Raw genomic sequence first — 21,563 nt, 5'->3', positions numbered from 1 at the left:
CGGCGCGTGCCGAAAGACCCTGGGCACGCGCCGTGACGCCGGGCTACAGTGAACCCATGTCGTCCGTGTCGCAGTGCCGTACTCACCTCTGCTGGTGGCGCTCCTCCTAGGAGCGGCCACGACTCACACGCGCGACAACGTCAGCGGGCCGTTCATCACTGGACGGCCCTTTTTGCTGCCCTCGCCGGCTTTGCGCAGGGGGCGCCGTCCAGGCCCGCCCCCACCCCACTGCCCACGAGGAGCCCACGATGAGCACTGCGACCACCACCGACCGCATCCTGACCGGCGACCGCCCCACCGGCCCCCTGCACCTGGGCCACTACTTCGGCACCCTCCAGAACCGGGTCCGCCTGCAGAACGAGGGCGTGGACCTCTTCCTCGTCATCCCGGACTACCAGGTGCTGACGGACAGAGACGTGGCGGAGCGCCTGACGGAAAACGTGGAAGACGTGGTCCTGGACTACCTGGGAGCGGGCGTGGACCCGACGCGATCGACGGTCTTCACCCACAGCGCGATCCCGGCCCTGAACCAACTCCTGCTCCCCTTCCTGAGTTTGGTGTCGGCAGCGGAGTTGAGCCGCAACCCCACCGTCAAGGACGAGATCGCGCACTCCCGCCAAGCAGCGGTCTCGGGCCTGATGTTCACCTACCCCGCCCATCAGGCCGCCGACATCCTGTTCTGCAAGGCGAACCTGGTCCCGGTCGGCAAGGACCAGGTCCCGCACCTGGAACTGACCCGCACGATCGCCCGCCGCTTCAACGAGCGGTACGGCCCGGTCTTCCCGGAACCGCGCACCTTGCTCTCGAACGCCCCGCTCCTCCTCGGTACGGACGGCACGAAAATGAGCAAGAGCAGGTCCAACTCCATTGCTCTGAAGGCGAGTTCGGACGAAACGGCCCGCCTGATCAGATCCGCGAAAACGGACACGATCCGCGAGATCTCATACGACCCGGAGCACCGCCCAGAGGTGAGCAACCTGGTCCTGCTGGCAGCCCTCTGCCAGGGCCGCGACCCGCACGAGGTCGCCTCCGCGATCGGCGACGGCGGCTCGGCGGCCCTGAAGGCAACGGTGACGGAGGCCGTCAACACCCACTTCGCCCCGCTGCGGGCCCGGCGCGCCGAATACGCGCAGGACATGGCGTACGTACGCAAGCTGATCGCCGAGGGCAACGAGCGAGCGAACGAGATCGCGGAGACCACGCTGGACGAGGTGAGGAAGGCGATGGGCACGTTCCGGATGCCCTAGGCGCGGGGAACTGCGCGACCAGCCCCCACCGGGCCGCAGCCGAAGCGCGGGACGCGGGAGCTCCTACGCGTGCAGCCACCCTTCACTCCGGGCCGTCTCCGACGCCGTCCGCAGCAGATGGGCGACGGCCGGCCGACGGCCCCGCCCCCGGGTCAGGAGATGGAGCTCGATCGTGGCCGAGGGGCGCAGGGGGCGCCACACCAGCGTGGCAGGGAGCCCGTCCACCGCCGACTCCCCCAGGACGGACACCGCCTCCCCTCGCGCCACCGGCGTGTGCGCCGCGTCGAACGACAGCTGCCGCAAAAGGAGTTGGGGCGAAATCCCCGCCCTCTCGAAGATCCCCAGAATCGCATCGAAGTGCCCCGGGTTCGCCTCGCGCGGGTGGACGAGGAGCCGCTCGCCCGCGAGCGAGGACACCGCGACCGCATCCCGCGCGGCCAGCGCGTGCGAGGAAGGCAGCAGCACCCCCTGCGGTTCGAGGCGTACGACCGTGCGCACCAGCTCCGGGGTCGGGGGCGGGCACCTGACCAGGCCTGCGTCGAGCGTGCCGTCGGTCACCCCGGACACGATGTCGGCGGTGGGCAGGAGCCGGGTGGTCACCGCGAGGTGAGGGTGCGCCGAGGCGAGGGCCGCGAGCAGGGCGGGCGCGGTCCCGTACCCCGTGCTCGTGCTGTACCCCAGCGTCAGCGCGTCCCGCTCGGACTCGGCGAAGCCGCGCACGTCACGCCACAGCCGGTCCGCCGACTCGCAGAGCTCCGCCCCGCGCTCCATCAACAGCCGCCCCGCTTCCGTCGGTTCGACGGAGTGCGTGGTGCGGTCCAGGAGGCGTACCCCGAGCTCCTGCTCCAGCTGGCGGACCTGGCGGCTGAGCGCGGGCTGGGCGATGTGCAGACGTTCGGCGGCACGCGTGAAGTTCCGCTCCTCGGCGACGGCCAGGAAGTAGCGCAGGCGACGGAGTTCGGACATGCCGAGCAGCTTACGACCGTGGGTGAGCAGCCGTTATGCCGGTACGGCATGGGGCGGTCCCGAACAGGTCTTTCCCTCCGCACACGCCCCCTTCCTAGTGTTCAGGTGTCGGAACGAGGCACCCCGGACAACCCCGGAGACCTCGGCGAAACCCACCCCAGGGAGCAGGAAATGACCACCTCGACCAGCACCCCCGCGGACACCACCACCCCTGCGAACGCCGCCGCCACCGCCAGCACCACCGAGGCCAGCCGCGCCGTGATCCTCAACTACATGGACACCCTCACCACCGGCGACTTCGACGCCCTGCGGGAGTTCTTCGCGCCGGACGTGACCTGGACGCTCGCCGGTGACCTGCCCCTGTCGCGGACTTGGGTCGGCCCCAGCGCGATCCTCGACGAGTTCATCCCGGCGATGGTGTCGCGGCTCGACGCGGAGTCGCTCGAGCTCGAATTCGAGGGTGTCATGGCCGACGGCGAGCGGGTCCTCGCCGAGTGGAACACGCGGGCCGTCGCCAAGTCGGGCCTGCCGTACGACCAGCACTGCCTGGCCATCTTCACCGTCCGGGACGGGCGGATCGTCGAGGTGCGCGAGTACTTCGACACCCTGCACGCCAAGAACGTCGTCTTCGTCTGACCCCTGGGGCCCCCACCCCCCACCCCTCCCCACCCCCCACCCCCGAGCCTCCGAGAGGAAACGTCATGAAGGCCCTACTGCCCGGCTCTCCCGACGAGGCCGACAAGCCCGTCGTCCTCGGTGAGGCACCCGAACCAGGTCCCGCCGACGATGAGTTGGTCGTCTCCGTCGAGGCGTATTCGGTCAACCGGGGCGAGACCTTCCAGCTCGACGGGCAGCTCGACCGAACGTGGCCGGGCTGGCGGCCCGGCAAGGACGTGGCCGGTACGGTCGTACGCCCCGCCGCCGACGGGAGCGGCCCCGCTGTGGGCACCCGGGTGGTGGCGCACCCGCCCGCGTTCGGATGGGCCGAACGGGTCGCGGTGGCGAGCGCGAGTGTCGCCCAACTCCCCGACAGCGTCGACGCCGTGACCGCCGCAGCTCTGCCGCTCGCGGGCATGACCGCACTGCGGCTGCTCCGCGCGGCGGGCCCCGTCGCCGGCCGCCGCGTCCTGATCACCGGCGCGAGCGGCGGCGTCGGCCACTATGTGACCGAGCTCGCCGCGTCGTCGGGCGCCGCCGTCACCGCCGTCGTCGCGACCCCCGAACGAGGCGCCCGGTTGGTCGAGTTGGGCGCGACCGAGCTGGTCACGGCCGTAGCCGAGGCCGAGGGGCCGTATGACATCGTCCTCGAATCGGTCGGCGGAGATTCGCTCCCCGCGGCCCTCGCCCGCCTCGCCCCCGGAGGACTGCTCGTCTGGTTCGGCCAGGCCAGCCGCACCCCTGTGACCCTGAACTTCTTCGACTTCTTCAAGGGCCCGAACCAGGCCCGCCTCGCTCACTTCGACTACACCTCCTCCGACACGTCGTACGCCTCCGACCTCGCCACACTCGTCCGCCTGGTCGAAGCCGGGCGGCTGCACCCCGAGATCGGCTCGGTCCGCGACTGGTCGCGGACGGCCGAGGTCATCGCCGACCTGCGGGCCCGCAAGGTGCGCGGAAATGCCGTACTCACCTTGTCCTGACGGTATGCGAGCAGCCGCCGGAACGGCTCCCCCGCGCGGGGGAGACGGATGGTTCGCTCGGGGGATGGAACGGGTCGTGCCGTGCGAGAACCTGAAAGGGCACGGGGGAGCGGACGGGGGAGTGGCGGCGACAGTGGCCCACGGGGCCCGGTGCGTCGCCACTCGCACCCCCACACCTCCCACACTCCAACAGGGCCGCACATTCCCCCTCGGCATTGATTGGGGGGAGTGATTCCCCCTCATGCAGTCGGGTCGCTTCGAAGGGCGCTTTCCTAGACTGGGCTTTCCTGGAACGGGCGCGACGGGCCCGGACCCGACAGACAGGGTGGCGATGGCTGAACAGCGCAGGCGCGGGCGTGCCCAGTGGTTGCTGCTTCCGATTGCCGCGCTCATCGGCTGGGGATGCGTACACGTCGGGCTGCTGGGCTCGGATTCGGGGAGCCCGGCGCGTACACCGCCGGCCGGGGCGTCCTCGTCCGCGAAGCCGTCACCCGCCCCGTCCTCGCCGAGTGGCTCGTACGACCCCGCCGACTACGCACCCCAGGTCCGTACGTACGCGAAGAAGGCCGGGGTCAGTGCGCAGCTCCTGATGGCGATCCTCTACAACGAGGACTACAAGCCGCACGACGCGGCCTTCGAGCGGAGCTGGCAGAAGTACAAGCCGGACGCGGCGTTCGGCATCGCGAACATGCACCGGGCGGCGTTCGACCAGACCAAGCGGGGGCGGGACTTCGCGTCCCGCAAGTGGGAGGAGCTGCCGGACGACCGGGCGCTCGCGGTGGAGGCGGCGGCCTGGTACCTGCACGACATGTCCGCGCAGCTCCCCTCGCACTGGGCGGGTTCGTACACGCGGGAGGAGCTGATGGCGCTCGGATACAACGCGGGCGGCGGCAATATGGCGGCGTTCGCGCGGGGGGCGAAGACGGGGAGCCAGGCGTCGGACTATCTGACGCGGCTGCGGGACAACTGGAAGAAGGCGGGGACGGCCGTCGGGGGTTAGGGCTCTTCGGCCGCGTCTTCGAGCAGCGGGCCCAAAGTCAGGGCTGTCCCGGCGGCACGTCGCCCGTGCACAGCATCTTGTGGTTGACCTCCGCGCACGCCTCGGCCTGCTGCGGGTCGGGGGCCACCAGCATCGGGCTCTCGGTGTCCGCGCCGGTCGAGCTGTTGCGTACTTCGGACCAGATGGTGTCGCAGGACGGGCTGTAGCGGAGCCTCACCGCGTACGAGGCCGTGGTCAGGGCGCTCTGCGTGCGGGCGTCGGTGCGGCAGGGGGAGGCGGAGGGGGCGTCGCCCTGGCAGCTCGCACCCTGGCAGGCGGTCGGCGCGGGGGCGCCCGGGGCCGCTTCGTGATGGTGCGGCAGGGCGGCCCAGGCGGCGCTGGTGACCAGCGCGAGCGCGGCGGCGACGGTGATCGTGCGGCGGTGGGGGCGGCGGGCGGAGGGCGCCCCGGGCAGCTCCGGCTCCGGTTGCGGCGAGGCGGTGGGCCGAGGGGGCCGTACCGCGCGTTCCCAGAGGTCGAGGAGACGCGCGTGGTGCTCGGCGCCGCCCAGGGCGCCGAAGGCGTCGACCGCGTCGCGCGGCGGGAGGTTGTCGCCGTTGAGATAGCGGTGCCAGGCGGATTTGCTGTACGCGGTTCGGGTGGCCAGACCGGCCAGGCTCAGGCCCGAGGTCTGTTTGAGGTGCCTCAACTCCTCGACGAGGAGCCTGAGTTCGGGTCGGGTCGACTCGGGCAGCTGTCGCCACTGGGCCACGCGGTCCCTCCCAAAAGTCCACAACATCCTGTTCCGGGGGCATCTGTACCCCAGAGGGGCCGGAGTCAAGCTCCGGCCCCTTGGGCGAACGGGCGAGGTGGTGGGTCGGGCCCCGACCGCAAGTCCCCGACGGTCAGGGCCCGACCGTCAGATCCCGGTGCTCAGCACCACGGCAGGGAGGACCCGGCCGGGACCCGTACGTAGTGGGCGGAGACGTAACGGCCGTGGTGTCCGGCCAGGCGGTACCAGACACGGTTGCCGTGCACCGAGGTGCCGTTCGTCTTGCAGGTCAGATACACCTTGCGCCCCGAGCGGAGGGTGCCGGTGGTCCGGTAGGAGGTGCCGGCGCCGGAGCGGATGTGCAGCCGGTGGCCGTACGCGGTGACCACCACACCACGGGCGTGGATCCGGTGGTGGTGATGGGCGGTGGCAACGGTCGCCTGCGCCGGGGCGGCGGACGCGGCGGCGGGGGTCGCGGCCATCGCGGTGGCCGGGAACAGCGCGAGCAGGGCGGCGACGGCGACGACGCCGCTACGCACGGTGCTTCGGTTCATGTGTGTCTCTCCAAGGTGCGGGGTCCCCGAGTAAGTGACCCTGTGTCAGCAACTGTGTCCGGGGAGCAACGGCGGAATTCGTCCCAGCCGTGCCTGGGACGAATAGGGACGGTGCCGCCGGGGCCGGGCCCGGCACGGCAGGCGCGTACGGGCGCTCGCGGGGCCCGCGTTCACTCGCGTGGCGGAACGCCTGGGCCTCACTTAGCGTGAGGAAGGGGTCCAGGAGACCACCGAGGAGACCGGCACATGGGCCGTCACACCAAGGACTCTGTCGAGGTAGGGCGCGCCGAGCGCATAGCGGCCGCGTCCGAGCGGCCGAGGTCGCTCGCCGCCCCGCAGCCGGGCACCGCTCCGCCGCCGGGCGTCGCGTACGCCCGTGAAGGCGTGCCGCCGCCGATGGCCCCGCACACCGGGGCCAGGCACGAGCACCGCTGGCTCGTCCTCGGTGTGATCGCGCTCGCCCAGCTCATGGTCGTCCTCGACGCGACCATCGTGAACATCGCGCTGCCCTCCGCGCAGCGCGATCTCGGCTTCACCGACGGAAACCGCCAGTGGATCGTCACGGCGTACGCGCTGGCCTTCGGCTCGCTGCTGCTGCTCGGCGGGCGGATCGCCGACCTCGTCGGACGCAAGGTCGTCTTCCTGACCGGCCTGGTCGGCTTCGCGCTCGCCTCCGCGATCGGCGGCGCGGCGCCCAACTTCGACGTGCTGGTCACCGCCCGGGCCCTGCAGGGCGTGTTCGGCGCGCTGCTGGCACCGGCGGCCCTCTCACTCCTGACCACCACATTCACCGATCCGAAGGAACGCGCGAAGGCGTTCGGCATCTATGGCGCGGTCGCGGGTACGGGCGGCGCGGTGGGACTGCTGCTCGGCGGAGTGCTGACCGAGTACCTCGACTGGCGCTGGTGCCTGTACGTCAACCTCCTCTTCGCCGCGCTGGCCTTCCTCGGCGCGCTGCGCCTGCTGCACCCGGGGGCCCCGCAGGACCGCCCGAAGCTCGACATCCCGGGCACGGTCCTCGTCTCGGCGGGCCTGTTCTGCATCGTGTACGGCTTCTCCAACGCGGAGACGCACGCGTGGAGTTCGGTGCAGACCTGGGGATTCCTGGCGGTGGGCGGCGTGCTCCTGATGGCATTCGCCGCATGGCAGACAAGGGCGAAGCACCCCTTGCTCCCCCTCCGCGTCGTACTGGACCGGGACCGGGGTGCCTCGTACCTGGTCATGTTCATCTCGGGCGCGGGCATGTTCGGCGTGTTCCTGTTCCTGACGTACTACCTCCAGCAGATCCTGCGGTACTCGCCGGTCAAGACCGGGCTCGCCTTCCTGCCGATGGTGTTCGCGATGATCGTGAGTTCGGTGGTCGCGCAGAACAAACTGGTCCCCCGGCTGGGCGCGAAGCCGATCGTGCCGCTGGGCATGGGGCTGGGGGCGGCCGGGCTCGCGTGGATGACGGCGCTCGACGCGACGAGCGGATACGCCGGGCATGTGCTGCCCCCGCTGCTGGTGATGGGCGTCGGTATGGGCCTGATCTTCGCTCCGGCGATGAGCATGGCCACGGCGGGGGTGGCCGCGCACGACGCGGGCGTCGCCTCGGCGATGGTCAACACCAGCCAGCAGGTGGGCGGTTCGATCGGCACGGCGCTGCTGAATACGCTGGCGACGAGCGCGGCCACGAACTATCTGGTGGGCCGCCGGCCCACCCCCGCGGTGAGGGTCCAGGCCCAGCTGCACAGCTACTCGACGGCGTACTGGTGGTCGGCGGCGTTCTTCGCGCTGGGCCTGGTGGTGTCGGTGATCCTGTACCGAAAGGGCCCGCCACGCCCGGCGGTCGGGCCTTCGGAAGGGGTGGTGCATATGTGAGGGGGGTGGGGGAGGGACCACCGGATCACCCGGGCTTGTCGTCCACTGGGTCGTAACGCCGACCAGTTCGACCTCGCGCTGCGCGGCTACCGGGACCGCTTCCTCGGTGCCTCGGCGATCGGCCCGGGACGACCGGCCCGTTCGGGCTTTCCGACCCGGCCGGGCCCGCAGGCTGCTCACCGAGGCGGGCTTCCGCGAGCCGCATGTCGAAGGCCTTGCCGCGCCGATGCACTTCGGCGCCGACGCCGACAGCGCGCACCGTTTCGTCCTCGGCCTGCTCGGCTGGATGCTCAACGGACCGAGACGTCGGCCATTGGGGGGCGCCGGTCGGCTCCCGGGACATTTGTCCTGTGGCAGTCGGGATTCTTCGCTCTGCCGTGGGGCCCCTCTCCGGCGGGAGTATTTGTGGTGTCGGCAAGGGGTCGGCGGGCAGTGGGAAACGGTGAGGGGAACGCCATGAGCGCCACGGTTGTGATGGAGATGCCGGTTCAGGTCGAGGAGTCTGGCGTCGAGGGTGTCGTGCTCAAGGGGCTGCCGAACTGGTACTTCCCGCTGGTGGGGCTCTTCGCGGGGATCTTCGACATCGCTCGTGCCTACCCGGTGCTGTACGCGCTGATTCCGGTGGTGGCGATCGTGCAGATCGTGCTCGCGTTCACGGTTCTCAAGGCCCGTATGCGGTACATGAAGTCGCTGTGGAAGAACAAGCGCACTCGGTTCCTGGCGCTCGGTCTCCTCGTCGTCCGGTTCGTCATCCGGTACGGGCTCGGTGTCGCCGGTCTCGCGCTGGGTGCGGCCGCTGGGCAGCTCACGCTCGGGATCGTGATGGCGGTCATCGGTACCGCGATGGCCTGGGGCGACCAGTGGCTCATCCTCCGCACCCTCAAGCACGCCCAGGTCAAGGCCGTCTGACCTCGCTACCCCCGGCGCCCCCGCTCCTCCAGCCCCCAGGAGGACGGGGGCTCCGGCATGTTCAGGGGCCGAGTCTGCGGAAGGGCGTCGTCACCGCGCCGGGGCGGGTGTCGTGACCGGCGGGCGGCCGTTCGTCAGGGGCGACGGCCTCCGGTGGAGCACGCCGACCGTCACCGCCGCCGCCGCTGACACCGCCCCGCCCAGGGCCAGGGCGGCCCGGGGCCCCGCGGCGTGGGCCAGCCAGCCGATGCAGGGGGCGACCAGGGGTGTCGTGCCGAGGGAGGCCAGCATGTACAGGCTCATCACCCGGCCCCGTATGTCGTCGCCGACGCCGAGCTGGAGCCGGGCCTTGGCGGCCGTCAGGAACACCAACAGTGCCGTGCCCGTAGGAATCAGCATGAGGAGGAAGGCCAGTTGATCCGGCATCAGGCTGCTCGCTGCTTCCAGGACGCCGAAGACCGTCGCCGCGGCTGCCATGTGGCCGCCGCTGGGCCGCTGGTAGCGGACGGCGAGCAGGGAGCCGAGTACGGATCCGGCGGCGAGTGCCGCGTTGCCGAGTCCGAAGGTGGCGGCCGGTGCCCGGTAGACGTGGGTGGCCATGAGGGCGGTGGTGATCTGGAAGTTCATGCCGAATGCGGCGACGATCGCGACGAGCACCAGCGTCCGTGCGAGATCGGGGTGGTCGCCCACGTAACGCAGCCCCGCCCGCACCTGGCCCGCCGCGCGGGTGGTGGGCGGGGCCGGGTTCAGGGACGCGGGGTCCATGCGGAGCAGGCAGACGACCACGGCCAGGTAGGACAGCGCGTTGGCCACGAAGGCCGGTGCCGGGCCGCACACCACGATGAGGGGGCCGGCCAGCGCCGGGCCCGCCATGCGGGCGAGGTTGAGGACCGCGCTGTTGAAGGCCAGGGCGCTGACCAGCTGGCCCGGGCCCACGGATTCCGCGATGAAGGCCTGAAGGGCCGGCTTCTCGACGACCATGGTCAGCCCGAACGCCAGGGCCAGGGCATACAGGGCGTCCAGGTCCACCGTGCCCGTCACCACCAGGGCGGCGGGAGCCAGCGCGATCACGCCCATCACCGCCTGGGTGACCATCAGGATCCGCCGCCGCGAGTACCGGTCCACGAGGACGCCGCCGTACGGGCCGAGGATCAGCAGCGGCAGGAACTGCAGGGCCGTGGTGATGCCGAGGACGGTCCCGTTTCCGTGCGACAACTCCAGGGCCAGCCAGTCCTGGGCCACCTTCTGCATCCACGTTCCGGTGTTGGACGCGGTCTGGCCGAGGGCGAAGAGCCGGAAGTTGGGGCTCTTCAGCAGGGGCCAGCGCCGCGACGGGCGGGACGGCAGGTGCAGGGCCCATCTCCTGGCCGGCGAGGAGTCGATGTTCACCAGACGGCAGGCACCTTCTGGGCTGCCGCGCGCAGGCGGGTCCGGCAGGCCGCCACGACGGCCCGGGTGACGCCCGGCATCGCGGGTCGCCAGCCGACATTCGCATTGACCTCGCACAGGGTGAAGCCGCCGCCCGGCGCGAAGAGCAGATCGACCCCCGCCACGCCCAGGCCCAGCACCTCCGCGGCCCGCACGGCCAGCTTCTCGCCCTCCGGATAGCGGCCCGTGCACACCCGCGCGGTCCCGCCCAGCGCCAGGTTGGACCGGAACTCCCCGTCCGGCGCGGTACGGACCTGTGCCGCCACCGCACGGCCCTCGACCACGATCACCCGCAGGTCACGCCCGTACGAGTACTCCAGATACTCCTGGAACAGGTACGGGCTGTCCTGGCCGAGGCTGCCCTGGATGCCTTGGAGCATCGCCCGGTGGGGAGCCAGGAACACCTGCTCGCCGCGGTGGCCGCGCACCGCCTTCACGACACACGGCTGCGGTGCCCCGGCCCGGATCGCCTCCGCCAGCGGCGCATCGGCGTACGTCCAGGTGTCGGGCACCGGAAGGCCCGCGAGGGCGAGCTGCTGCAGGTGCCAGAACTTGTTCAGACATGCCAGCACCGCATCGACCGGGTTCAGCAGAACGGTTCCCATCGCCTCCAGGTGCCGCAACAGCGTGATCTCGCGGTCGGTGCGCGCCGCGGGCGTCCACACCCGTGCGTACGCGAGCTTCGGCGCGGCCAGTTCGCACCCGTCCAGGTCGAACAGCGCCGGCCGCCCGCCCTGCACGGCCATCAGCAGATCCTTGCTGCACACCACGGCACACCGGTCACCGAACTCCGAGGAGAACGCCTCCGCGATACGTCCCGTCAGTTCCCGTCCCTTCAGGCCCGCCCCCAGGACGAACCAGAATTCGGCCGCACGCCCCCCCAGGCACTCACCACCGGTCGACTCGACATCCGCCACGGACACCCAACTCCCCTCACCCACCAGGTACGCGGACTCAGTCCGGGCCGCCGGGGTGCGGCCGGGGCTGCCTCAGGAGTGCCCGTCGTACGCGGCGCTCGGGCCCGGCGAGGGTGGATCCCTCCGATCCGCTGACCGCACTGAACGTACACACTGATTGGCATTTCATAGCGTTAATAACTCCCGCTCTGTGGCATATGGGTGAGTGTGTCTCAGGCCACCGCCGACGCGAAGAGAAGCCTCGGCCTCGTCCCGTGCCGTCGGCCATTGGGGGGCACCGGTCGGCTCCCGGGACATTTGTCCTGTGGCAGTCGGGATTCTTCGCTCTGCCGCGGGGCCCCTCTTCGGCGGGAGTATTTGTGGTGTCGGCAAGGGGCCGGCGGGCAGTGCGAAACGGTGAGGGGAACGCCATGAGCGCCACGGTTGTGATGGAGATGCCGGTTCAGGTCGAGGAGTCTGGCGTCGAGGGTGTCGTGCTCAAGGGGCTGCCGAACTGGTACTTCCCGCTGGTGGGTCTCTTCGCGGGGATCTTCGACATCGCTCGTGCCTACCCGGTGCTGTACGTGCTGATTCCGGTGGTGGCGATCGTGCAGATCGTGCTGGCGTTCACGGTTCTCAAGGCTCGTATGCGGTACATGAAGTCGCTGTGGAAGAACAAGCGGACCCGGTTCCTGGCGCTTGGGCTCCTCGTCGTCCGGTTCGTCATCCGGTACGGGCTGGGTGTCGCCGGTCTCGCGCTGGGTGCGGCTGCTGGGCAGCTCACGCTCGGGATCGTGATGGCGGTCATCGGTACCGCGATGGCCTGGGGCGACCAGTGGCTGATCCTGCGCACCCTCAAGCACGCCCAGGTCAAGGCCGTCTGACCTCGCTGCCCCCGGCGCCCCCGCTCCTCCAGCCCCCAGGAGGACGGGGGCTCCGGCATGTTCAGTGCTTTCCGGCGTCAGACCTGTTTCCCGGGGACGGGATCAGGTCGTACGTCACGGATTCGTCCTGTTGTGGATGGCCCGGAGTGCGGGGGTAGTGGCGCCGGACCCTGTCCCGTCAGTCGAGCCAATCCAGCGGGTCAGTTGCTGGCTCTCCTGTAACGGAGAGGACCGTGCACCTCACCGGAAGAGCCATGACGGCAAGCTGCTGCTGGGAAGCAGGGGAAATGAAAAGGGTGTCGCCTGTTTCGGCAACCCCGGAGATTTCGATGTGCACCGAATAACCCAAGGAGATCAGTTCCCTGATCTTTGCGGCGCGCGGTTGGATGTGGCTCGCGAGCGACTTCAGCTGCTGCTCCAGGCGTGGGGAGTTGGTCTCCGAATACACGAGGGCCCACCAGCCCTCTTGGGAGACAACGCCGACGCCGGCCTCACTGATGCTGCCTGCCCGAGGCAGTTCAAGCGCATCGCTGATGGCTTGCGGGTCGAGGACGGTTCGAGTCACCACGAGCGACGTCGAAACGGTTTTCCAGGACTGTGCAGACAATTTGGTATCTCCGCGCCTAAGCTCAGCGTTCGTTCAAGTTGGGGGTCAGCACGAGAGGGATCCCGATGCTCGCGGCACGCGCCATCTGCTCTGCGGTGAACGGCAGGGAACCGTCATGGCCCGCGAACCCGTACACCGAAAGGATGGCCTCATACCCCTGCGCTACCAGGTTCGCGATCTGTGCCCTCTTGTCCTCGGCGACGGACAAGAGCGCGTCCATCTGCAACGAGAAATCCCGTGAGTAATCGTTATCGAACTCAAGCCGCCACCGCCCATCCGTTGAACCGCTCGTATCCCACCGGTCGTATCCAGGCGCTCGGGTGGAGGTCGGATTGAGCACCAGTTCCTGTGTGACGACAGCAGGGTCCATGTCGGCGCCTTTGATGACGAGCGCGGCCTCGGTCATTACCCATGGCCACGTCGAGTGAGTGTCGCTTCCCATCGAAGCCCCTCCCGTATTAATTGCATTACCAGTCAAGCAGGGCCTACTTTACCTCCTCCCTGCATGCGGCCCAGTGCACATTTCCCATATCGGGTTTCAATAGGTCCGACAAGCTGGTTTTTCGGCCGACTGTAGTCGAATTCTCGTATACGGTGAATCCGCCCTGTCCCAGTGCTTCAGGCGGGCCAAGTGTATAGTTCGGTATTTTGTCGCCCGGATGGAACGTCTCGACTGCCGCTCCAGGATAGGAGCCGCCTTCCACTGCTACCCCATTTAGTCCAGGGATCATTTTACCGTGCTCGATATAGAAAGAGAGGGTTGTCCCTGGAGGCACCGTGATATCTCCGGCACCAGATTTGTAGAAGCCATGCCCGGCCAGCACTGTTTCCCCGTCCGGTCGGCCGCCCTCCAGTACTCGCGTCGCGTAGTAGCGGCCGTCGGTATCTGGCCATTTCCCCGCAATGGGCTTGGGGTTGCTGCCTATTACGGCTTGTTTGACTTCGGCGAATGACGGCAGTTCGGCGGGGTTGCTCCCTCTGCTCACCTCAAACGGTGAACGCCCCGACGTCGGCATTCCTGGCAACCCTTGTCCCGGCAGCTGTGCAAAAGGATTTCTGCTGAGGTTCAGTGGGGTACCGAAGAGTTCTTTGAAACCGCCTGCTTCGGCGCCTACTTGAGCCGTGCTGCCGGCGGCGCCGAACAGGCCCCCGTAGAGCATGCCGTCGGTAACTGCGCCGCTTGCCTCGTCGAGGCTGAAACCGCCCTGCAATCCAGCGGCAATCTTGAGTGGCTGGGCGACGGCGAGGTCGACGGTGACGGACTCGATGCCTGCGATGGCGGCGGTGGCGAAAGCTGTGCCCGCGATGGTGGCGACCTCGGTGGTGAGGGCTATACCGGCGGTGGTGGCTACTTCGACGATCGCGGTGGTGGCAGCCGCGGCAGCCGCCTCGGAGATGCCGAGGGTGAAGAAGGCGAGGCCGGTGCCTACGGCGATGGTGGCTCCGGCGATCTCCAGCTCGTGGTCGAGCTTCTTCTTGGCCTCGGCCACGGCGTCGGCGTAGCTGTCGATCCCCTTCGCCAGGTCACGAGGACCGTCGACGAGATCTTGGAGCCAGCCCTTCTTGTCCCGGTAGTAGCGGGCCCAGAACGGGTCGGCGAAGGCCGCGATGGCCTCGCCCTTGTTGTTGTGGATCAACGCCTGGGCGGCCTTGTTGGCGGCTGCGGCTACGTCCTCCATGTCGTCGGCGAACTTCCGCCAGGCGTTGGCGATGTCGCGCAGCTTGCCCACATCGCCGGCGGGCCACTCGATACCGGTGACGTCAGTGACGATCTCCCGGACCTTGTCGCCGGCACTCACTGACCCGGACTCCCGTCGCGGTTTCCGGCGTCATCATGCTGCTGGTTGGGCCGCGGCACCGGCTTGCGGAACATGGAACCGATCAGGGCGTCGTTGTCGATGTGCCCATCTGCCATGTCGACCATGGCCAGGTTGATGCTGGCCAGCCCGTCCTTGACGATCCTGGCTGACTTGTCGATCCGGGCGATGAGCGGGCCGTACTTGTCATGGAACTGCTCGCCCGGCTTGTCATCACCCCACGCGGCCCCCGCCTTGGCCAACGATCCCGCCAGCGTGCTCAGAGCACGCTCCATCGCCACGCTCTGCTCGTGGAACGTCGGTGCGGTCGCCTTCAAGTCAGCGGTCTTGATGTCGAGGATCTCGCCGTCATCGCCCACTGGATGTCCCTCCCCGTAGTCTTCGCGGCCGTATGACCCTAACCAGAGGCCTCAGTTGAGTCGCGACGGGGTTGCGGCTGGCGGGTGTGGCCGTGGTCCTCGATGACGCCGAACTCACTGTGCGCCCCGAGGCGGTCGACGGCGATGACATTTGTCCTGTGGCAGTCGGGATTCTTCGCTCTGCCGTGGGATGCCTTCCCGGCGGGAGTATCTGTGGTGTCGGCAAGGGGCCGGCGGGCGGTGGGAAACGGTGAGGGGAACGCCATGAGTGCCACGGTTGTGATGGAGATGCCGGTTCAGGTCGAGGCCGAGGAGTCTGGCGTCGAGGGTGTCGTGCTCAAGGGGTTGCCGAACTGGTACTTCCCGCTGGTGGGGCTCTTCGCGGGGATCTTCGACATCGCTCGTGCCTACCCGGTGCTGTACGCGTTGATTCCGGTGGTGGCGATCGTGCAGATCGTGCTGGCGTTCACGGTTCTCAAGGCTCGTATGCGGTACATGAAGTCGCTGTGGAAGAACAAGCGGACCCGGTTCCTGGCGCTCGGTCTCCTCGTCGTCCGGTTCGTCATCCGGTACGGGCTGGGTGTCGCCGGTCTCGCGCTGGGCGCGGCTGCCGGGCAGCTCACGCTCGGGATCGTGATGGCGGTCATCGGTGCCGCGATGGCCTGGGGCGACCAGTGGCTGATCCTGCGCACCCTCAAGCACGCCCAGGCCGCCCAGCCCAAGGCCGCCTGACCCCGCTGACCGCTACTTCCCCGGCGCCAGGATCCCCCGGTTCTCCAGGAAGAGCAGCATGTGTCCGCAGTCCACGCAGGCCACGGCATCGAGCGCGCTCGTTCTGGCGAACATCTTGTCCGGACGGTAGAACTTGACCGTGGGAAGGGACATGCCCGCGTAGACCGTGACGGACTCGACCTTCCCGTCGCACAGCGGGCAGGACTCCGGTGGTACGGAGGGCAGTTGCGGTATCGCCATGGCGCCGATCCTATGCAGCCGCCCCCGCTCAGGACGCCTTGACCTCGCCCACGAAACGGGCCCACGCGGTGACACCCACGACGAGTACCGGTCCGGTTGGGTTCTTGCTGTCCCGGACTGGGATGACCGTCCCGAAGCCGTCAGCCACTTCGAGGCAGTCGCCGCCGTCCGCGTTGCTGTGCGACGACTTACGCCAAGCCCCGTCGGCCACCTCAAGGCAGCTTCCGCCCTCAGCGTTGCTGTGTGAGGACTTACGCCATGCGCCGTCGGCTACCTCCACGCAGTTACCGCCCTCAGCATTGCTGTAGGACGACCTGCGCCACGCGCCCTCCGCCACTTCGAGACAGTCCCCGCCTTCCTCGTTGCTGTAGGAGGACTTCCTCCAGCGGGCAGCGGCCAGGGAACGCGTTATCTTCATGCTGCGTAGTCCTCCATCGCCGCCTGGATCATGGCCAGGGACGCCGTCGGCGACAACGCGACGGCCCTGGCGAGATCGTAGGCTTTGAAGTAGCTCGCCACCAGGGCCGGGCTGTCCAACAGCTGGCCAGAATGGGCTGCTTCGAGGTAGACGACCGGCGGGGCATCGGTGAACGCCATCACCTTGACCGATGCGTGCATGAGAGGCAATGGCCCTGCGTCGAACGGCAGCAGCTGCACCACTACGGCACCGCTGTTCGCCAACTCGCAGATGTGAGCCAGCTGTTCACGCATCACCTCGGCGCCGCCCACGGGGATCCGCAGCGCGGACTCATGCAGGATGCACCACAACTCAGGCGCCGTCGGTCCATCAAGAAGCTTGGCCCGTTCCCTGCGGGTCGACACGTTGTGCTCGACGTCCTCCTCGGACGCGAAAGGCCGACCCGCACGGGTCAGGGCGCGGGTGTACGCCGGAGTCTGTAGGAGGCCCGGCACCACCATGGGCGTCCAGTGGAAGATCGCGGAAGCCATCGCCTCAAGCTCCGCCGCAAGGCGGAAGTACTCCGCATGCTGCGAAGCCTGCTCCATCGCCTCGCACATCCGGGTCAGGATGCCGTCCGTGTGCAGCGCAGCGTCGAGCAGCTTGGCCATTTCCTTGGTCGGGCGGCGGGTCGCCGACTCCATCAGGCCGATGTACGCGCCCGAGCAGAAGACCAGCGCGCCCAGTTCCTCCTGGGAGAGGCCCGCCTCCTCGCGTTTGCGGCGCAGCTCGGTGCCGTAGAAGGCGCGGGGTGAGTCCCACGGGTTGAGGTCCTTGGGTCGCATGGGCAACTCCCTTGTGCCACACCGGTGTTGGATGGGTCGGGCGTACTGCCCATCGAGGGTAGCTCCGTACGGTCACCGTCCGCGCACGGAACGTGAAATCACCCGTACGGCCGCAGCCGGTGCGGCAAACCATTAGATATGGGGCATTACGGCTACTTTCCTCAGTTATGGGAGTTTCGAGTTCCGCGAAGCGGATGCTGGTCGGGCGGCCGCTGGACACCAGCCGGCTGGGTGAGACGCTGCTGCCCAAGCGGCTCGCGCTGCCGATCTTCTGTAGCGACCCGCTCTCCTCGGTCGCGTACGCCACCGAGGAGATCCTGCTGATCCTCGCGCTCGGCGGAGCCACCCTGCTGCACCTCACCTGGTACGCGGCGGCGGCCATCATCTTCCTGCTGGTGGTTGTGGTGGCCTCGTACCGGCAGACCTGTTACGCCTATCCGGGGGGCGGCGGCGCGTACGTCGTCAGTGCCGAGAACCTCGGGCCCACCGCCGCGCTCACCGCGGCCAGCGCGCTGCTCGTCGACTACGTACTCACCGTTGCGGTGTCCGTGGTCTCCGGCGTGGCGGCCATCACGTCCGCGATTCCTTCGCTCGCCGATCACCAAGTCGCCCTGTCCGTCACGTTCGTGGTGATCCTGACCGTCATGAACCTGCGGGGGGTGCGCGAGTCGGGGCGGGTCTTCGCGATCCCCACGTACGGCTTCGTGTTCGTGATCTACGTGATGTTCGCGTTCGCCGCGGTGCGGCTCGCCACCGGCGCCACCATCCGCGCGGAGTCCGCCGCGCTGCCCATCCAGGCGGCCGGGACGTACGCCGGGATCGCCGTCGTGCTGCTCGCCATGCGTGCGTTCGCCTCCGGGTGTACGGCGCTGACGGGTGTGGAGGCGATCAGCAACGGCGTCCCCGCGTTCCAGAAGCCGAAGAGCCGCAACGCCGCCAACACCCTTGCCGCGATGGGCCTGTTGTCGGTCACCATGTTCGCCGGGATCACCGCGCTCGCCATGGTCTACAAGGTCCATGTGGCCGCCGACCCCACGGAGTTGGGGCTGCCCGCCGGGACCGCGATGTCCACCGCGCTCGCGCAGATCGCGCGGGCCACGTTCGGGCACGTGGACATCATGTTCTACCTGGTGCAGACGTTCACTGCGGGCGTGCTGATCCTGGCCGCGAACACCGCGTTCAACGGGTTCCCGATGCTCGCCTCGATCCTGGCCCGCGACCGGTACGCGCCGCGCCAGCTCTACAACCGGGGCGACCGGCTCGTCTACTCCAACGGTGTCGTGCTGCTCGCGCTGGCCGCGATCGCGCTGATCGTGGCGTTCGACGCGGAGCTGTCGCGGCTGATCCAGCTGTACATCATCGGCGTCTTCGTCTCGTTCACGCTGTCGCAGGCCGGCATGGTCAAGCACTGGCGCAAGGAGCTGGCGACCCCGAAGGGTCGGGAGAACCGGCGGCACATCCACCGCTCACTCGCCATCAACTCGGTCGGCGCGACCATGACCGCGATCGTCCTCGTCATCGTCCTGATCACCAAGTTCACGCACGGGGCGTGGCTGGTCATCATCGCGATGCCGCTCCTGTTCTTCGGGATGAAGGGTGTACGGCGCCATTACGAGCAGGTGGCGAGGGAGGTCGCCGTGCCCCCGGACGCCAAGCCGCGCAGGCCCTCCCGCCACCACGCGTTCGTCCTCGTCGCCAGTGTGCACGCGCCCACCCTGAAGGCGATCGGCTTCGCCCAGGCGCTGCGGCCCGACACGCTGACCGCGCTCACGGCCGCCGCCGACGAGGACGCGGTCAAGCTGCGCGAACAGTGGGCCGAGCATGACCTGGGCGTACCACTGAAGATCATCGACTCGCCGTACCGCGAGGTCGTCGCCCCGGTGCTCGCCCACGTGAAGGAGACGGCGGACTCCGATCCGGGGGCGATGGTGTCCGTGGTCATCCCCGAGTACATCGTGGGCCACTGGTGGGAGCAGCCGCTGCACAACCAGAACGCGCTGCGGCTGAAGGCGCGACTGCTGTTCATGCCGGGGGTGACGGTGATCGATGTGCCGTATCGGTTGCAGTCCGCGCGGAAGGACGAGCCGGTCAAACGGTGACTGCGTAGTGCTCCCGTAGTACTCGGGAGCCACCCCCTCGCTCTCAGGAGCCACCCGAGAAGTGAGCTCTCCAGGGCGACGCCGATGACATGGGCCGATTCATAACTTCCTTACCGACAGCAGCAATGCACCGGTACGGAAGGGTCCCTCATGGCGTCGCGCCGCTCGCCGCACGGCCAGCAACCAGATGGCAGACATCCGCATCCGCGTACCGGGCGGTTGCGCCGGTCCCTGGTCGCGCTGCTCGTCGCCGCGTCGGTGGCGGTGCCGCTGTCGGGTGCGGCCCGGCCTGCCGCGGTGCCCGCACCCGCTCCGGCCGATCTCGGCCCGCTCACGGTGGCCGGTCTCGACGCCCGGTACGCGGCCAACCGCGCCGCCGTCCTGGCCGCCGGGAAGATGGCCGACGACTACGGGGACCGGCGCAGGGCGCGGGCACTGGACGCGATGGCGGAGCCGGGCCGGACCTTCCTCTCCTTCGACGGGCGCGACGGCGGACGCACCGCCGAGGTGTTCGGCGACCTGGCCCGCGCGGAGCGCATCGCGGTCCTGGTCCCGGGCTCGGACACCAATCTCGACCAGTACGCGCGGCTCCGGAACGGCGCGCTGGCCCTGTCGCAGCAGCTCGGCCCGCGCGCGGCGGTCATCGCCTGGATGGGGTACGAGACCCCTGCCACGGTGAGCCCCGAGATCCTGACGCCGGGCCGGGCGGATGACGCTGCACCCCAACTGACGTCATTCGTACGAGAGTTGGTGGCAGCCAAGTCCGCCGCCCGCACCACTCTCCTCTGCCACTCCTACGGCTCGGTGGTCTGCGCGAAGGCGGCGTCCGGCGTCGATGTCGCCGCCGTCGTCCTGTACGGGAGCCCTGGAACGGGGTTCGACACGGCGGCCGCGCTGCACACCCGGGCCGCGGTGTGGGCGGGCCGGGGCGGTGCCGACTGGATCTCCGACGTACCGCACGCCAGCCTCCAACTCCCCTGTGTGACGGTCGGGTTCGGCACCGACCCCGTATCCCGTCACTTCGGCGCCCAGCTCTTCGACGCGGGGCCCGGCGGGCACAGCGACTACCTGAAGCCCGGCTCCGTACCGCTGAAGAACATCGCCCGGATCGTGAACGGAGAGGGGCTGGAGGGGGGTCGTCATGCGTGACCTAGTCCGCCGTATCGAGGACGCGACACCGGCCGGCCGTGACCGTGCCGTGGACGCGCTGCGGGCCTTCGCCATCCTCGGGGTGGTGCTCGGCCACTGGCTGGTCACCGCGCTCGTCTTCGACAGCGGCACGGTACGCGCCGCGAGCCCGCTCCAGCACATGCCCCAACTGGCGCCCATATCCTGGGCGTTCCAGACGCTGGCCGTGTTCTTCCTGGTGGGCGGGCAGGTTGCGACGAAGAGTTACGCGTCCGCCCGCGCCCGGGGTGTGACGTACGGGCAGTGGCTGCGAGCGCGGCTCGGGAGGCTGTTCCGGCCGGTGGCGGCGGTGCTCGTGGTGTGGCTGGTCGCGGCGGGCGGGATGCTCGCGTCGGGCGTGGGGCTCGACACGCTGCACACCCTGGTCAAACTGGTTCTGTCGCCGCTGTGGTTCCTGCTGGTCTTCGCGGCCCTGACGGCGGCGACGCCGCTCGTGTCCCGAGTGCATCCGCTGTGGCCGCTCGCGGTCGTCCTGTACGTGGACGTGTACCGCTTCGGGAACGGCGGAGCGCCGTGGACGGGGTGGCTCAACCTGCCCGCGGGGTGGCTGGTGCCGTACTGCCTGGGGGCGCTGTGGGCCCGGCGGGGCGTGGGTACGTCGCTGCGGGCGACGGGGTGGGTGCTGCTGGCCGGGGGTGCCCTGGGCACCGCGCTGCTCGTGCTGTTCGCGGGGTATCCGGCCTCGATGGTGGGGGTGCCGGGGGCCGCGATATCCAACCTGAACCCGCCGACGCTGGCCGCGGTCACGTTCGGGCTCGCGCAGTGCGGGGCCGCGTTGTTGCTGCTCGGCCCGCTGCGCAGGGCGCTGCGGCGGCCGACGCTGTGGGCGGTGGTGGCGCTGGTGAACCTGTCCGCGATGACGATTTTCCTGTGGCACCAGACGTCGATGATGGCGGTCACGTGCCTGGGCCTGTTCGCGGGCGGGGACCTGCCCGGCCTGCACACCGTGCCCGACGGCGGCACATGGGTGCTGGCCCGCCTTGCCTGGCTGCCGGTGTTCGCGCTGATGCTGACGGTGTGCTGGGTGACGTTCCGTACGTACGAACAGTCCAGGCGCGGGCGCCGGGGGACGAGAGTGGTGCGCGAAGGGCGTCCCGCTCGGACGGGGGAGATGCGGCGTGCCTAGGGTGAGCTTCGTGAAACA

General features: G+C 69.3%; 23 protein-coding genes. 11 read left to right on the top strand and 12 right to left on the bottom strand.

The genetic code is table 11. The annotated features are described in order from the left end of the window. The first annotated feature begins 248 nt into the window (after positions 1 to 248). Positions 249 to 1,247, top strand: coding sequence for a tryptophan--tRNA ligase (trpS, locus tag ABD346_RS01080; RefSeq protein WP_344370676.1), 999 nt, complete (start codon positions 249 to 251; stop codon positions 1,245 to 1,247). 63 nt (positions 1,248 to 1,310) lie between these two features. Here trpS and ABD346_RS01075 read toward each other — a convergent pair whose 3' ends face one another. Further along, complete coding sequence (locus tag ABD346_RS01075) at positions 1,311 to 2,213, bottom strand: LysR family transcriptional regulator (protein WP_344370675.1); 903 nt, start codon at positions 2,211 to 2,213, stop codon at positions 1,311 to 1,313. A 171-nt stretch (positions 2,214 to 2,384) separates the two neighbouring features. On the opposite strand from ABD346_RS01075, the gene ABD346_RS01070 reads away from it, so the two are divergent. The 3 genes from ABD346_RS01070 (at position 2,385) to ABD346_RS01060 (ending at position 4,853) form a co-directional block, all read left to right on the top strand. Then, positions 2,385 to 2,849 (top strand): nuclear transport factor 2 family protein, encoded by a 465-nt coding sequence (locus ABD346_RS01070; protein ID WP_344370673.1) that lies wholly within the window; start codon positions 2,385 to 2,387, stop codon positions 2,847 to 2,849. A 65-nt stretch (positions 2,850 to 2,914) separates the two neighbouring features. After that, a complete protein-coding gene (locus ABD346_RS01065) occupies positions 2,915 to 3,853 on the top strand; it encodes a zinc-binding dehydrogenase (protein WP_344370671.1) in 939 nt (312 codons plus the stop codon). Between the two features lie 331 nt (positions 3,854 to 4,184). Further along, positions 4,185 to 4,853 (top strand): transglycosylase SLT domain-containing protein, encoded by a 669-nt coding sequence (locus tag ABD346_RS01060; protein WP_344370669.1) that lies wholly within the window; start codon positions 4,185 to 4,187, stop codon positions 4,851 to 4,853. A gap of 37 nt (positions 4,854 to 4,890) precedes the next feature. Here the strand turns inward: ABD346_RS01060 and ABD346_RS01055 are convergent, their stop codons facing one another. Beyond that, positions 4,891 to 5,604 (bottom strand): helix-turn-helix domain-containing protein, encoded by a 714-nt coding sequence (locus tag ABD346_RS01055; RefSeq protein ID WP_344370667.1) that lies wholly within the window; start codon positions 5,602 to 5,604, stop codon positions 4,891 to 4,893. A gap of 161 nt (positions 5,605 to 5,765) precedes the next feature. Beyond that, positions 5,766 to 6,158 carry an SH3 domain-containing protein gene (locus ABD346_RS01050; protein WP_344370666.1) on the bottom strand — a complete coding sequence of 131 codons (393 nt, stop codon included), beginning with the start codon at positions 6,156 to 6,158 and terminating at the stop codon, positions 5,766 to 5,768. A 396-nt stretch (positions 6,159 to 6,554) separates the two neighbouring features. Here ABD346_RS01050 and ABD346_RS01045 point away from each other — a divergent pair, with 396 nt between their 5' ends. Together ABD346_RS01045 and ABD346_RS01040 are read left to right on the top strand one after the other, a co-directional pair. Next, positions 6,555 to 8,018, top strand: coding sequence for an MFS transporter (locus ABD346_RS01045; RefSeq protein WP_344371200.1), 1,464 nt, complete (start codon positions 6,555 to 6,557; stop codon positions 8,016 to 8,018). Positions 8,019 to 8,474: 456 nt separating this feature from the next. Then, positions 8,475 to 8,927, top strand: coding sequence for a hypothetical protein (locus tag ABD346_RS01040; protein ID WP_344370664.1), 453 nt, complete (start codon positions 8,475 to 8,477; stop codon positions 8,925 to 8,927). 90 nt (positions 8,928 to 9,017) lie between these two features. Here the strand turns inward: ABD346_RS01040 and ABD346_RS01035 are convergent, their stop codons facing one another. Further along, entirely contained in the window at positions 9,018 to 10,316 is a 1,299-nt protein-coding gene (locus ABD346_RS01035; RefSeq protein WP_344370663.1) for an MFS transporter, read from the bottom strand. Continuing rightward, a complete protein-coding gene (locus ABD346_RS01030) occupies positions 10,313 to 11,278 on the bottom strand; it encodes a RimK family alpha-L-glutamate ligase (RefSeq protein ID WP_344370661.1) in 966 nt (321 codons plus the stop codon). Before ABD346_RS01030 ends, ABD346_RS01035 begins: the two co-directional genes overlap by 4 nt. Before the next feature lie 404 nt (positions 11,279 to 11,682). Between ABD346_RS01030 and ABD346_RS01025 the strand changes: the two genes are divergently transcribed. Then, positions 11,683 to 12,135: a hypothetical protein gene (locus ABD346_RS01025; protein WP_344370660.1), complete on the top strand. Its 453-nt coding sequence runs from the start codon at positions 11,683 to 11,685 to the stop codon at positions 12,133 to 12,135. 178 nt (positions 12,136 to 12,313) lie between these two features. Here ABD346_RS01025 and ABD346_RS01020 read toward each other — a convergent pair whose 3' ends face one another. The 4 genes from ABD346_RS01020 to ABD346_RS01005 all read right to left on the bottom strand — a co-directional run bounded on the left by ABD346_RS01020 (position 12,314) and on the right by ABD346_RS01005 (position 14,918). Beyond that, positions 12,314 to 12,742: a hypothetical protein gene (locus ABD346_RS01020; RefSeq protein WP_344370658.1), complete on the bottom strand. Its 429-nt coding sequence runs from the start codon at positions 12,740 to 12,742 to the stop codon at positions 12,314 to 12,316. A 22-nt stretch (positions 12,743 to 12,764) separates the two neighbouring features. Further along, a complete protein-coding gene (locus ABD346_RS01015; RefSeq protein ID WP_344370657.1) occupies positions 12,765 to 13,148 on the bottom strand; it encodes a DUF4279 domain-containing protein in 384 nt (127 codons plus the stop codon). Positions 13,149 to 13,227: 79 nt separating this feature from the next. Then, positions 13,228 to 14,541 carry a putative adhesin gene (locus ABD346_RS01010; protein WP_344370655.1) on the bottom strand — a complete coding sequence of 438 codons (1,314 nt, stop codon included), beginning with the start codon at positions 14,539 to 14,541 and terminating at the stop codon, positions 13,228 to 13,230. Continuing rightward, positions 14,538 to 14,918, bottom strand: coding sequence for a hypothetical protein (locus tag ABD346_RS01005; RefSeq protein ID WP_344370653.1), 381 nt, complete (start codon positions 14,916 to 14,918; stop codon positions 14,538 to 14,540). The genes ABD346_RS01010 and ABD346_RS01005 overlap by 4 nt, the downstream gene beginning before the upstream one ends. A gap of 264 nt (positions 14,919 to 15,182) precedes the next feature. Here ABD346_RS01005 and ABD346_RS01000 point away from each other — a divergent pair, with 264 nt between their 5' ends. Next, on the top strand, positions 15,183 to 15,650 hold the full coding sequence (locus ABD346_RS01000; RefSeq protein ID WP_344370652.1) for a hypothetical protein: 468 nt from the start codon (positions 15,183 to 15,185) through the stop codon (positions 15,648 to 15,650). Between the two features lie 12 nt (positions 15,651 to 15,662). Here the strand turns inward: ABD346_RS01000 and ABD346_RS00995 are convergent, their stop codons facing one another. Genes ABD346_RS00995 through ABD346_RS00985 form a run of 3 tightly spaced genes read right to left on the bottom strand, consistent with a single transcriptional unit; the run spans position 15,663 to position 17,132 of the window. Then, a complete protein-coding gene (locus ABD346_RS00995; RefSeq protein ID WP_344370650.1) occupies positions 15,663 to 15,890 on the bottom strand; it encodes a hypothetical protein in 228 nt (75 codons plus the stop codon). Positions 15,891 to 15,918: 28 nt separating this feature from the next. Beyond that, positions 15,919 to 16,308 carry a DUF397 domain-containing protein gene (locus ABD346_RS00990; protein ID WP_344370649.1) on the bottom strand — a complete coding sequence of 130 codons (390 nt, stop codon included), beginning with the start codon at positions 16,306 to 16,308 and terminating at the stop codon, positions 15,919 to 15,921. Further along, complete coding sequence (locus ABD346_RS00985; protein WP_344370646.1) at positions 16,305 to 17,132, bottom strand: helix-turn-helix domain-containing protein; 828 nt, start codon at positions 17,130 to 17,132, stop codon at positions 16,305 to 16,307. The genes ABD346_RS00990 and ABD346_RS00985 overlap by 4 nt, the downstream gene beginning before the upstream one ends. Before the next feature lie 167 nt (positions 17,133 to 17,299). Here ABD346_RS00985 and ABD346_RS00980 point away from each other — a divergent pair, with 167 nt between their 5' ends. From ABD346_RS00980 to ABD346_RS00970, 3 genes are all read left to right on the top strand, one after another. Then, on the top strand, positions 17,300 to 19,231 hold the full coding sequence (locus ABD346_RS00980) for an APC family permease (protein ID WP_344370644.1): 1,932 nt from the start codon (positions 17,300 to 17,302) through the stop codon (positions 19,229 to 19,231). 150 nt (positions 19,232 to 19,381) lie between these two features. Continuing rightward, the gene (locus ABD346_RS00975; protein WP_344370642.1) at positions 19,382 to 20,380 is read left to right on the top strand and encodes an alpha/beta hydrolase; all 999 of its coding nucleotides are present in this window, start codon (positions 19,382 to 19,384) and stop codon (positions 20,378 to 20,380) included. Continuing rightward, complete coding sequence (locus tag ABD346_RS00970; RefSeq protein WP_344370641.1) at positions 20,373 to 21,545, top strand: acyltransferase family protein; 1,173 nt, start codon at positions 20,373 to 20,375, stop codon at positions 21,543 to 21,545. The genes ABD346_RS00975 and ABD346_RS00970 overlap by 8 nt, the downstream gene beginning before the upstream one ends. The last annotated feature ends 18 nt before the right edge of the window (positions 21,546 to 21,563 follow it).

Source organism: Streptomyces mauvecolor (assembly GCF_039532965.1).
Taxonomy (GTDB): Bacteria; Actinomycetota; Actinomycetes; order Streptomycetales; family Streptomycetaceae; genus Streptomyces; species Streptomyces violascens.
The sequence above is the reverse complement of the archived record's forward strand: the minus strand, read 5'-3'. Positions and strand labels throughout refer to the sequence as shown.